This window comes from Aquimarina sp. I32.4, assembly GCF_002924285.1.
In the GTDB taxonomy this organism is placed as follows: Bacteria; Bacteroidota; Bacteroidia; order Flavobacteriales; family Flavobacteriaceae; genus Aquimarina.
Window position 1 is genome coordinate 18,835 of the sequence record NZ_PGUB01000054.1, and the last position, 12,238, is coordinate 31,072.

Annotated in this window: 13 protein-coding genes, 2 pseudogenes and 1 riboswitch; of the genes and pseudogenes, 9 read left to right on the forward strand and 6 right to left on the reverse strand. The window is 33.8% G+C overall.

Translation table 11 applies throughout. The annotated features are described in order from the left end of the window. The first annotated feature begins 15 nt into the window (after positions 1-15). Positions 16-882, forward strand: a complete 867-nt coding sequence (locus CVD18_RS13080; protein ID WP_103865891.1) for an HAD-IIB family hydrolase — start codon at positions 16-18, stop codon at positions 880-882. Positions 883-908: 26 nt separating this feature from the next. On the opposite strand, the pseudogene CVD18_RS13085 reads toward CVD18_RS13080, so the two are convergent. Next, positions 909-1,306 (reverse strand): annotated as a pseudogene (locus tag CVD18_RS13085) (heme-binding protein). Positions 1,307-1,573: 267 nt separating this feature from the next. Here CVD18_RS13085 and CVD18_RS13090 point away from each other — a divergent pair. From CVD18_RS13090 to CVD18_RS13125, 8 genes are all read left to right on the forward strand, one after another. Next, positions 1,574-3,031, forward strand: coding sequence for a cobyric acid synthase (locus tag CVD18_RS13090; RefSeq protein WP_103865892.1), 1,458 nt, complete (start codon positions 1,574-1,576; stop codon positions 3,029-3,031). A 2-nt stretch (positions 3,032-3,033) separates the two neighbouring features. Continuing rightward, a complete protein-coding gene (locus CVD18_RS13095) occupies positions 3,034-4,056 on the forward strand; it encodes a histidinol-phosphate transaminase (protein WP_103865893.1) in 1,023 nt (340 codons plus the stop codon). After that, the gene (cbiB, locus tag CVD18_RS13100; protein ID WP_103865894.1) at positions 4,038-4,964 is read left to right on the forward strand and encodes an adenosylcobinamide-phosphate synthase CbiB; all 927 of its coding nucleotides are present in this window, start codon (positions 4,038-4,040) and stop codon (positions 4,962-4,964) included. The genes CVD18_RS13095 and cbiB overlap by 19 nt, the downstream gene beginning before the upstream one ends. Further along, positions 4,964-5,488 carry an AAA family ATPase gene (locus tag CVD18_RS13105; RefSeq protein ID WP_103865895.1) on the forward strand — a complete coding sequence of 175 codons (525 nt, stop codon included), beginning with the start codon at positions 4,964-4,966 and terminating at the stop codon, positions 5,486-5,488. The genes cbiB and CVD18_RS13105 overlap by 1 nt, the downstream gene beginning before the upstream one ends. Before the next feature lie 93 nt (positions 5,489-5,581). Then, positions 5,582-5,774: riboswitch (cobalamin riboswitch) on the forward strand. Positions 5,775-5,870: 96 nt separating this feature from the next. Beyond that, a complete protein-coding gene (locus CVD18_RS13110; protein WP_103865896.1) occupies positions 5,871-6,692 on the forward strand; it encodes a ferredoxin in 822 nt (273 codons plus the stop codon). Continuing rightward, positions 6,682-7,494, forward strand: coding sequence for an NAD(P)-dependent oxidoreductase (locus CVD18_RS13115; RefSeq protein ID WP_103865897.1), 813 nt, complete (start codon positions 6,682-6,684; stop codon positions 7,492-7,494). Before CVD18_RS13110 ends, CVD18_RS13115 begins: the two co-directional genes overlap by 11 nt. 2 nt (positions 7,495-7,496) lie before the next feature. After that, on the forward strand, positions 7,497-8,216 hold the full coding sequence (gene cobA, locus CVD18_RS13120) for a uroporphyrinogen-III C-methyltransferase (protein WP_103865898.1): 720 nt from the start codon (positions 7,497-7,499) through the stop codon (positions 8,214-8,216). A gap of 45 nt (positions 8,217-8,261) precedes the next feature. After that, a complete protein-coding gene (locus tag CVD18_RS13125; RefSeq protein ID WP_103865899.1) occupies positions 8,262-9,200 on the forward strand; it encodes a sirohydrochlorin chelatase in 939 nt (312 codons plus the stop codon). 32 nt (positions 9,201-9,232) lie between these two features. Here the strand turns inward: CVD18_RS13125 and CVD18_RS13130 are convergent, their stop codons facing one another. The 5 genes and pseudogenes from CVD18_RS13130 to CVD18_RS13145 form a co-directional block, all read right to left on the reverse strand. Then, the gene (locus CVD18_RS13130) at positions 9,233-9,775 is read right to left on the reverse strand and encodes a GNAT family N-acetyltransferase (protein WP_103865900.1); all 543 of its coding nucleotides are present in this window, start codon (positions 9,773-9,775) and stop codon (positions 9,233-9,235) included. After that, the gene (locus CVD18_RS13135; RefSeq protein ID WP_103865901.1) at positions 9,772-10,659 is read right to left on the reverse strand and encodes an alpha/beta fold hydrolase; all 888 of its coding nucleotides are present in this window, start codon (positions 10,657-10,659) and stop codon (positions 9,772-9,774) included. Before CVD18_RS13135 ends, CVD18_RS13130 begins: the two co-directional genes overlap by 4 nt. 561 nt (positions 10,660-11,220) lie before the next feature. Further along, positions 11,221-11,496, reverse strand: coding sequence for a hypothetical protein (locus CVD18_RS13140; RefSeq protein WP_233194547.1), 276 nt, complete (start codon positions 11,494-11,496; stop codon positions 11,221-11,223). Between the two features lie 24 nt (positions 11,497-11,520). After that, positions 11,521-11,778 (reverse strand): annotated as a pseudogene (locus CVD18_RS23500) (hypothetical protein); the annotation flags it as partial. Between the two features lie 12 nt (positions 11,779-11,790). Then, positions 11,791-12,238 (reverse strand): IS1595 family transposase (locus CVD18_RS13145; RefSeq protein ID WP_146052785.1); only part of this gene is annotated, 448 nt, incomplete at its 5' end.

Consider the following 12,238-nt stretch of genomic DNA (forward strand, 5'->3'; position numbering starts at 1 on the left):
TATAATAGACAAGAAATGTACAATTTCTCTAATTCCTATTTTTATTCAGACTTAGACGGCACATTATTGGATAACAATGCATTATTATCCACAGAAACGTATACAGGTTTAAAACACTTGATCAAACAAGGAATGTTATTTGGTGTAGCAAGTGCTAGAAATTTAATAACTATTTCAGAAATATTTAAAGACATACAACTTAGCTTGCCTGTAATTTGTTTAAATGGCGCCTATATTTCTGATCTAGCTACCATGAAACATCATCAGATTAATGACATTGATTCTTCATCAAAACATGAGATACTAGAATTATTACAAAAAATGAATCTAGGGGTTTTTATTTCTAATCACTATAATGCGATAGATAGTATAGACTACATTGGTCTAAAAAATGAAGGCGAATTCTGGTACCTGAGAGATCGAGAATGCAGTAAAAATCAAATTATAACTCCTGTAAAAAACATAACAGATATTTCAAAAAGACAGATCACCTGTTTTACAATCATTAACAAAGTAGCGATACTAGAAGATCTAAAAAAAATAATAGAAGAAAAATTTTACGCTACCACAGAAATCCATTTATTCGAGAATCAATATAGTCCTGGATGGGCTTGGCTTACTATTCATAGTCACATGGCAACCAAAGCAAACGCTATTTCATTTATAAAGAGCAACTATAATTTATCGAATAAGTCTCTTATGGTTTTTGGGGATGGGTTGAATGATCTCAAAATGTTTGATATTGCAGATGTAAGCATCGCTGTAAAAAATGCACATCCTATTCTCAAAAAAAAAGCAGACCAGTTGATTTCTGAAAATTCTGATCATGCGGTTATAAAACACCTAACCAGAGTATCCAAAAGCACCACCCCTATTCAATAGCTATTGTAGTTTACGTATTACTTACCCTATAGAGCTGTAGCACCTGTCTCGGCAACTGCATGATCATTTTCTACAGTACTACCACTTACCCCAATAGCTCCAATGATTTCTCCATCTTCATTTTTTATCGGTACTCCTCCAGGAAAAGTAATCAAGCCCCCATTAGAATGTTCTATATTATATAATGGTCCTCCTGGTTGTGATAATCCACCAATCATTCCCGTATTCATATCAAAATAACGAGCCGTTTTAGCTTTCTTAATAGAGATGTCCAAAGAACCCAACCATGCACCATCCATACGTGCAAACGCCACCAAGTTTGCTCCAGCATCTACTATCGAATATTCATTTTTGTATTTAAATCAGTGGGTTTTTCTTTTGCTACCGCAATAATTTGCTCAGCCTGTGTAAGTGTAATATTCATCTTTTTATTTTTTTAAAGGATATTTTAATTGCAAAACATGACTGAATAACGTCATATAAGCATTTTACATTGTCTTTTTTTAAAATAACTTTGACAAATAATGAGAACTAAAATCCCTATACTTTAAAAAAGAAAGATCGTCAAGATTATTCAATATAAACATGTCCAAAAAACATATGAATTCTAAAAAAGTAAACACTGCTCTTTTTGAGAGTAAAACCAGAATAATTAATTAATTTTGGAAGCCAACTCATTGAGTAAATAAGAATGGAAAAATTACACCCTATTATGTTTGTGGGTACAGGTTCTGATGTTGGCAAAAGTATTCTTGTTACAGGTATCTGTAGACTACTGCAACAAAAAGGATATTCTCCTGCCCCCTTCAAGGCACAAAACATGTCGCTTAATAGTTTTGTTACCCCTGATGGATTAGAAATAGGAAGAGCACAAGCTGTACAAGCCGAGGCTTGTAAAATTGATTGTACCACCGATATGAACCCTATCTTATTAAAACCCTCTGGTGCAAACAAATCACAAGTAGTCTTACACGGCAAACCTATTGGTGATCAAACAATCAAAGAGTATTTTTTGGGTGATAATAAGAAACAACTTTTTGCAGAGGCCAAAACCGCTTTTCATAGACTTCAGAAAAAATACAATCCTATTGTACTCGAAGGAGCAGGAAGTATAAGTGAACTCAACCTAAAACATCGAGATATTGTAAACATGCGAATGGCAGAAGCTGCCAATGCAGATGTATATCTTATTGCGGATATAGACAAAGGAGGAGTATTTGCCAGTGTATATGGCTCTATTGCACTACTAGAACCTTGGGAAAAAAAAATGATAAAGGGAGTTATCATCAATAAATTTAGAGGAGATGTTTCTTTATTTGAGGAAGGTAAAAAAATGTTAGAAGAACTTACTCAAATTCCAATCATGGGAATTGTTCCATATGATAAGGATATCTATATCGAAGAGGAAGATTCTGTAGGTCTACACAAAAAGAATAAAACTATAACCAGTAAACAAATAAATATAGCTGTTGTTCTATTGCCCTATATTTCTAATTATACCGATTTTAACGTATTAGAAAAAGATGCTAGAACTCATGTATTTTATTCAAATGACCCTGAACATATTGCTCAGGCAGACATCATTATCCTACCTGGAAGTAAAAACACAATACAAGACCTTATCTTCCTTAGAGAAAAAGGAATCGCTAAAGTTATACTCAAAGCGTATGAGGAACAAAAAACAGTCATCGGTATTTGCGGAGGATATCAAATGCTAGGCAAAACCATAGAAGATCCTTGGGGAGTAGAAAGCGATATTAAAACCATCCCAGGTTTAGGCATCTTCCCTATCTCTACTATATTAGCAAAAGAAAAAACAACCACACAGTCTAACTTTACATTCAAAAACTCTTCTGAAATTATTACAGGATATGAAATACATATGGGGCAGACAACTATAAAAAAGAAAAGTCCTCTTACCTATATAAAAGATCAACCAGAAGGGTATCTACAAGGAAACTGCTGGGGAACCTATATTCACGGCATCCTAGATCATTCAATAGTAATCGAAGATCTTTTAAAGAATTTTTCTACTACAAAAACATCCTTTGATTATAAAGCATATAAAGAGGATAATTATGATAAATTAGCTACCTTATTAGAAGAAAATATAGATATCAATAGTATAATTTCTAAAATGCACTCTTAATTATGATGTATGGTCATGGCGACGATGGGTATCGATATCCTATAGATTTCAAAGCAAATTTTAGTTCTAATATTTGGTATCAGGGAGTTTCAGAGCAACTAGTATCCCATCTCAAAGAGAAACTACATCTTATTACAAATTATCCAACTCCAAATGCAGATCAACTTACAAAAGAAGTAGCCAATCACCATCAGCTAAACATATCACAAGTCATTATGACCAATGGGGCAACAGAAGCTTTTTATAATATCACACCTCTTTTTGGGGATAAGAAAGTAGCGATAGGTATCCCTACATTTTCTGAGTATGAAGACGCCTGTTTACAAAGTAACATGAAGGTTCAATATTATGATCGTGCTACATTAACCACCACTATTTTTGATGAAGACCTTGTATTTCTTTGTAATCCTAATAATCCAACTGGGTATTGTAATACGGTATCTGAAATACAAAAATTGATCACTTCTTTTCCTCAAACAACATTTGTTGTTGATGAAGCATATATAGATTTCACACATAAAATTACATCTTGTGTTCAGCTCCTTACAAAACATACGAATCTCATTATTGTAAAATCATTAACCAAACTATTTGCCATACCAGGGTTACGATTGGGGTATATATTATGCAATCCAGGAATAGGAAAAAAAATACAGCAAACAAAAATGCCTTGGAGCGTAAACACCTTGGCTATTGAAGCTGGAAAATACATATTCAAAAACTATACAGAATTATCTCCTGATATGGCAACACTACTTACCTATAGTATACAATTGCAACATCAAATTAATACTATCGATGGTTTTACAGTGATACCATCAGAAACCAATTATTTTTTAATAAAATTAGATACCCCCAATGCCACCGCTCTCAAAGATTATTTAGCATATACACATCAATTACTGATTAGAGATGCATCCAATTTTAGAGGATTAGACAATCATTATATTCGTATTGCCAGTCAATGCCCAGAGAAAAATCAATTACTAGTTAATGCATTACAACAATGGAGTATAGTACAGTAATCCTACCCTTGCTCATTGGGTACTTTCTTGATTTGATTCTAGGAGATCCCCGATGGCTCCCCCACCCTATACGATTATTTGGAAATGCTATATCGTATGGAGAAGGACAATTAAACACCTTTCCCTTTACATATCAAAAAGGCAGGTTCCTCACTATTATCTTATTAATAAGTACCTTATTATTTTTTTATATACTGCATATAATTACTTTCCCCTATCCAATAGTATATTATACCTGCACCTCTATATTTGTCTTCTATTCATTAGCAAATAAAAGTTTGATAGATGAGGGAAAAGCTGTTTTTAAAGCACTACGAGAAGGGATTGAATCTGGCAGAAAACGACTGTCATGGATTGTAGGACGAGAAACAGATCAACTGAATCCACAACAGGTAAAAACTGCCGTTTTTGAAACCTTATCAGAAAACCTGAGTGATGGTGTTATTGCTCCTCTTTTTTATTATGCCTTGTTTGGGGTAACAGGAGCTATGATGTACAAAATGATCAATACTTTAGATTCTATGATAGGTTATAAAAATCAGCGTTACTTATATTTTGGAAGATTTGCGGCAAAGCTAGATGATGTTGTAAACTATATCCCTGCAAGGATGACCGCTTTTCTTATGCTATTGGTCACCTTCAAACTGCATAAAATTTCTTTTGTACTACAATATGGCAAACAACACTCTAGCCCTAATGCAGGATATCCCGAAGCGGCATTAGCCGCGATTCTGGATTGCAGATTTGGCGGTCCTAATTACTATCACGGTAAATTAGTAGATAAACCTTACATAGGAACCAATGATAGGATTCTTGCACATGATGAAATAAAAAAAGTAGCCTGGATTAATCAAAAAGTAACCTTTACATTTGTATTTTTTATCTGTACTGTATATTATTTTTTATAATGCACAAAAGACACATTATTACAGGAGCCCCTGGAACAGGAAAAACAAGCTTAATCAATACCTTGCAAAAAGAAGGTTATCTATGTTTTGCCGAAATATCAAGGCAACTAATAATCTCTCAACAAAAAAAGAATAGTGATAAAACTCCTTGGGGTAATCTTTCTGAATTTGCAGATCTCTTGTATAAACAAACTATAGAAGAATTACAGTTCCCTATTAAAAAAAACACTTTTGTTGACCGTGGACTACCAGATATCATTGCTTACCTGCAATCCAAATCGTTTATAATTCCTGAGTATTTAAATAATTTTCCTTATCATAAGCACTATGCAACAACTGTATTTTTACTTCCTCTGTGGAAAGAAATTTATATAAATGACCCTCAACGACCTCAATCTTATCAAGAAGCTTCATGTATTCATAAACATCTCATAAATGTATACCATACACTTGGTTTTACTGTCAAAACACTCCCTAAAACTAATTTAGCAAGACGCGTAGATTATATAAAATCTTTGATTTAAAACTACTTTATATTTTGAGTTTATACACCAGAAAATATAAAATTTGCCTGTAATAAAGAAAGTTACAATAGGTTCCTAAGCAAAATAAAGTATCTTCGCTTCCAAATTTATGGTTCTTTTAGAAATAAAAGATGAAAAGGGAATTTGGTGAAAATCCAAAACTGTTCCCGCAACTGTAATGCGTTTTATAAAAGGTACTATCATCAATGCCACTGTATATGTTTTTATATGGGAAGGCGATAGCACTACGTAAGTCAGGAGACCTGCCATATAAAAACACAAATAGTAACTCTCGGGTAAAGGGTTGGTTATAAAAGAAATTGCGATACCATAGCTATTTCTATTTTGACTTCTTTTTCCTGCTTTTATATTTCTTTTTATTATGGGAAAAAACATAAGCAAAGTACACACCACTTTTCAATTTTGTGATGGCGGCTCGTGCCGAAAGGCAAAAAGTGAAATCGCTATAAGAGAAGCTAGAGCATATATCAGAAACAATGGCTTATGGGATACTACTCATACGATAAAGTCTAGATGTAATGGTAGATGCGAGGATGCCCCTACATGGATTGTACAACCAGGTAATTTTTGGTATAAAAACCTTACTCCTGACAAGGCCGTATCAATTATGAAATCTCATCTTGAGCATAACCAACCAATAGAAGAACATCTACTATACAAAGATGAATGGGCAGAGATAATCACAGATAATGAGCGGGTAATAACCCCTCCCTCTTTTAGACATAAAACAGATCCCGAATTAGGAGAAGTGCTACTTACCAAAGGTTTTGCCTCAGATCAACATATTTATCCTTTGTTTCAATATCTATTTCAAGAACCCAGAGCTATCGCTATACAAACTTACGGTGATGCTTTGGTTGAAATAACAACATCTCATCAGGTTGATTACACCGATGATTATGATATAAAAATCAAAGGGCCTGAACTTCAGTTACAATTAGCTATTGCAGCAATACCCAAGGATATCTCTACTGAAATTGCAGATCGTAAAGTAGGTAATGCAGAAGTTATTTGGCTAAAAAAAAGAACTATCTTTACCAAAGCAATACGGCTTAAAAACAGAAAAGGAAAACATCTGGTTACCATATGGATACGAGAAGAAGATACCACTACATGGCATCATATCCTCAAAATTTATCTATCAATGTCACCAGATCAAATAAGAATTAATAATGAATCCTAGAAAGATAAGTATATTAGGCTGTGGGTGGTTGGGCTTACCTCTAGCTATAGATCGTATCACAAAAGGAGATACAATAAAAGGTTCTACCACTACAGAGGGTAAGATAGAAGTCTTAAAAAAAGAAGGAATTATACCTTCTATTTTGACATTGGGTAAAGCTAATAAAGAGGCATATCAAAATTTTACCTCAGAAAGTGATATTATTATTATTAATTTCCCTCCAAAGAGAGTTCCTAATATTATAGAACTCTATCAGCAGCAGATACAAGATATACTTCCTTTTATTTCTGAGACGCAAAAAATACTTTTTATAAGCTCTACTTCTGTGTATCAGAATACTAATGGAGAAGTTTCTGAAAAACTAGACATTGCTCCAGAAAAAGAGTCAGGAAAAGCCGTCGCTGCAGTAGAAAAGTTGCTCCAAAAACAATTTGGAAATCAAGTAACCATCTTACGACTCAGTGGACTCATAGGAGATGATCGATTACCAGGGCGTTTTCTTGCCAATAAAAAAGACGTACTCAACGGTGATGCTCCTATAAATGTAATTCATAGAGATGATTGTATAGGGCTCATTAATGCTATTATAGAAAAAGGCAGTTGGGGCGAAATCATAAATGGCTGTGCAGACAAACACCCATTACGCAAAGAATATTATACTCTTGCTGCCGACAAAATAGGACTTACACCTCCTAGTTTTATCAAGCAAGATACTATCGCATATAAGATTATATCTAATACTAAAAGTAAAAATTTGTTAGACTATACTTATATTCACCCAGACCCATTAAAACTGATTTGATCATGTACCCTGTTGCAATTGTAGGAGCTGGACCAGGAGATCCAGAACTACTTACCGTAAAAGCATCTCGCCTTATCAAAGAGGCAGATATCATCTTACACGATAATCTCGTATCTGATACGATATTGAATATAAATACAGATGGAGAAAAAATATATGTAGGACGTAAATTTGGAGATACCTCTGACCAGACAGAACGCCAACAAAAAATCAATGATTTACTGTGTATACACCATTTTGAGGGCAAAAGGGTTGTAAGGCTTAAGTCTGGTGATCCTTATGTATACGGGCGAGCAGCAGAAGAGGCTCGGTATCTTACCCAAAAAGAAGTTCCTTTTGAGGTGGTTCCTGGTATTTCTGCAGCACTAGCAGCAGCCAATATTTTTAATATTCCGATTACAGAAAGAAAGAAATCTAACGCTATGCTCATATGCACTGCCCATACGGCAGATTATTCTTTTGAGCAGCTTACTGGTATTGCGCATATGCTCAAAGCTGGCAATACCATTTCTATATACATGGGTCTCAAAAGTCTACATAGGATTATTCCAAAATTGCTAGAGGTTTGTAAAGATGACACTATTCCTGTAAATGCAGCATCCAATGTGTCTCGATCTAATCAGGAAATTATCACAGGTACTCTAGGAAACATACAAGAACAAATTAACAATAGCTCAATACAGATGCCTGTTGTTTTGATCATAGGGGCTGACCCTATATAATATATTGATTTTTGTTATTTTGACAAATAAAAGAACAATAAACAGATGAAAGAAGGAATATTACTTTGTGGACATGGTAGTCGTAGGGAAGCCGCAATTACTTCTTTTAAGCGATTGGTCACTATCCTCAAAGATCGCTATGAGAAAGATTATGACGTTGATTACGGTTTTCTAGAGTTTAATCACCCTACGTATGAAGCCGCAGTAGAACGCATGTATTTGAATGGGATTCGCAAAATATATGCTTTGCCAGTAATTTTGTTTGCTGGATCTCATGCCAAAAATGATATCCCATATGAGTTGAATACCATACAGAGTTATCATTCTGATCTTACCATTACTATGGCAAAACATATTGGGGTTAGCTCTTTTTTACTAGATCTTGCGGTAAAGAGAGTTGAAGAAACTGAATCTCAATTATCGCCTTTGGATAGAAAAGATACTTGTTTGGTTGTTATTGGTAGAGGTACTACCGATCCCGATGCCAATAGTGATGTTTGTAAGCTAACCAGTATGCTCTGGGAAGGAATGGGATTTGGTTTTGCAACTACTGCATATAGCGGAACAGCATATCCCAAAGTAGATGAATCTCTCAAGTTAATCGAAAAATTAGGATTCAAACGTACTCTTGTTATCCCCTTCTTCTTTTTTACTGGAGTATTATTAGAGCGTATTTATGGTCATGTTACAGCTATGAATAATGCCTCTGACCAAGATTATATCTATACAGCTCCTTTTGGCACAGATGAGCTATTATTAAAAGCTTTTGATGAGCGTCTGGAAGAAGCCAAAACAGGAATGGCTTATATGAATTGCCAACTGTGTAAGTATCGAAAACAAGTTGTTGGTTTTGAAGAAGACTTTGGAAAAGAACAAATAGGACATCACCTCAACGTAAAAGGTATTCTCTTTGAAGAAGATGAAAAACCTGGAGAGGCTAAAAAATCATTAAGCAGTAAAATCAAAAAAGTTTTAGGGATTTAGATCAATTTATCTACATATCATTTAGGCATCATCTAGTTACTGGTTTTATCTTTATTATTCCATTCACTTTTTAATATAGAATAGAGGTCTACATTTATTGTTTTTCCATTTTTGATTTCACATTCTCTCATTGTTCCTTCATAGGTGAAGTTTATTTTTTCTAGACCATTTTTACATTTTTCATTATCACTTACCACATAGCCTTCTATTCTGTTTAAATCCAATTTGGTAAAACCTTCTTCAAAAAGTCTAGGCATTACTTCTTTCATAATTCCTTTGCCCCAGAACTCTTGTAGTAACCAAAAACCAATTTCAGCTTTTTTGTGTTCTTTATCTAAACTATTAAACCCTCCTGCCCCGCAAAACTGATAATCTTTTTGGTTATAAATCCCCCACCAAACTCCCGTTCCATTTTCCTTTAGCTCTTTATACCATTCCATTTGCTCTTTTGTAGCTTCCAACGTAGGGAAATGCACGTCGTAAAATCTTGTGATATCTGGATTAGAAAGTCCTTTATAGATATTATCAATATCTGATGATTCTATTTCTTTTAAAAAATAATTCTCTGTTTTCATTCTATAAATGATAAAATAGCCGAAGCAAATTCTTGTGGTTTTTCTTGTGGTAGATTATGCCCTGCTCCTTTTATAATTCTTCTTTGATACTCTCCTATAAAGTAAGGTGCATCATATTCATCGCTTTCTAAAGGAATTACCCCATCACTATCCCCATCTAGCACAATGGTAGGGACATTTATTTGTGGTTGATTTGCCAGAGCTTTTTCTGTTTCTTCAAATCTAGAATCTCCTTCAACCAATCCAAAACGATGTCGATATGAATGAATAACAACTGCTACAAAGTCGGGGTTCATAAAAGAATCAGCTGTTTCTTGATATGTTGCATCATCAAATTGCCAAGTAGGAGACCATAGTTTCCATAGCAGTTTACAAAATTCTTTTGGGTATTTTGCTAACCCTTCTTGTCCTCTTTCTGTGTGAAAATAAAACTGATACCAGTACAGTAATTCTTTTTCTGGTGTTTGTGGATGTTTGGCTGCAACTATATTTTGTATGTTATACCCTCCTCCTGATATAAGTGCAATGACGCGATCAGACCAAAGAGCAGCAACTATACATGCAGCTCGTCCTCCCCAATCATATCCCGCAAGAATGGCCTTTGGTATTGACAATGCATCCATAAGCGCTAAAAGGTCATGTGCCAATGCAGCTTGCTCTCCTGTGCGTAACGTATCATTTGATATAAAACGAGTTAATCCAAATCCTCGTAAATAAGGGGTGATTATCCTACAAGACGATTCCAAAATGGAAACTACTTCATCATACGCTCTTATATCATAAGGAAACCCATGTAGTAATAGTACAGGTATTCCATCAGGATGACCGCTTTCTTCGTATGCCACACATAAATCTCCCGCATTTACATATTTTAATTCACTCATTTAATTTCAATTACAATTATTATTACAGCTAATTCCCCTTATACTTTGGATATGTTCTTAAACAGTACAACTATACCAATTAGGAACTAAAAATAATAAACTTTGGAGTAAGCAAATAATCATTTTATTTCTTTTATTTTCTAAAATCTAATTACTCTAATCTTATACCTACTGCTACAATACGTTTTTATTCTCCAAGTTTATCTGATTCGATGGGTCACTGAATTTTTCAAAGTCTGGAGAGAATATTTTATTCTGAATATTCTTTTTTTTATAACTATCACAGGAGCATAAAATCAGTACAAAAATTAATAAGTAAATGAATTTTTTCATCAAACGTATGGTAATACTTAGTAATTGAATAGATAAAATAAATTTTGCTTCAGCCTTCTCCCAGAAATGTACATGATAGTTTCTCATCACACAGTTCTTTTTGTACACATCTAAATTATTAAATAATTTGAAGATTGTAATTGTCAGCAATTATTTGTTTTGTAATCATACTTAAAAAGAGTTTTTTTAGTGGTTTATTATTTTAACCTTGAGAAGTAAGAACATATATTAAAAATGTTTTTTTACCCATAAGTTAAAATTACAGTTTACTCTAGATTTTATCTTTTTATAATATTTATCTCCAGCTTTAATCTGGTTAGAAGTCATTTTTTTTGCTAGTTTAGGCGCCAGCCTTTTAAACATTAAAACTTTAGATCTTGGAATATACCATTCATCCCAATCTGTTGGCACAAAATCGCCAGCTAATCGATACCAACCATAAGCTTTAGCTAAATTAATCTTCTTACCCTCACCCAGTTCCCACATAATTCCTAAACTTCGCATAGAATTATGAATACCAAGATAAGCTGCTCTCTCAAAATAAATATAAGCTTTTTTATAGTTAATGGATATGGTACCATTACCTTGAACATACAACAAACCTAAGTCATGTGAAGAGTATGCGTGATTAGCCTCTGCTGCTTGTTTAAGCCAGTTAAATGTTTTTTTATGGTCTTTATTGTTTAACTCATTATGGAATTTAGCTGTTTCCTCTTTAAAACAAGTCTTTTGTCCATATGTTTGTTGAAAACAGAAAAAAATAATTATTAGTAATTTAGAATTTATCTTGGCTCTAGTTTATAATTGCGTTGATATTAGTTTTTGATATTGTGCTTCGATATTTCTGTAATTCTTTATAGCGTTAACATCTAGGACAGTTTTTTGTACAAATAGCAGCGCCTTATCCTTATTGTTTTTGAGTTGCTCTTTGAGTTTAAACCAATTTAGGTACTGCTGCAGGTATTTAGTGGCTACACCCCAAAAAGCATTATCAATCCATTTTTTTATTCTATTGTGGGTAGAATTGACATGTTGTATATGGTATATTTTGTCTTTTACCCGTTGTTTTATAATTCCTTTGAGTGGATGATGTTCTATGTTTTGGTCTTTAGCAAAGCCTTTATAGCTCACATGAGCATCACTGCAAAGAATCGTCTGGCTTGTATTAATGCGATCTCCAATAGCCTTTTGTATATCACTTTTCTTGATACGCCCCATAGTTGCAACTGTCAAATCCAAACCTGAT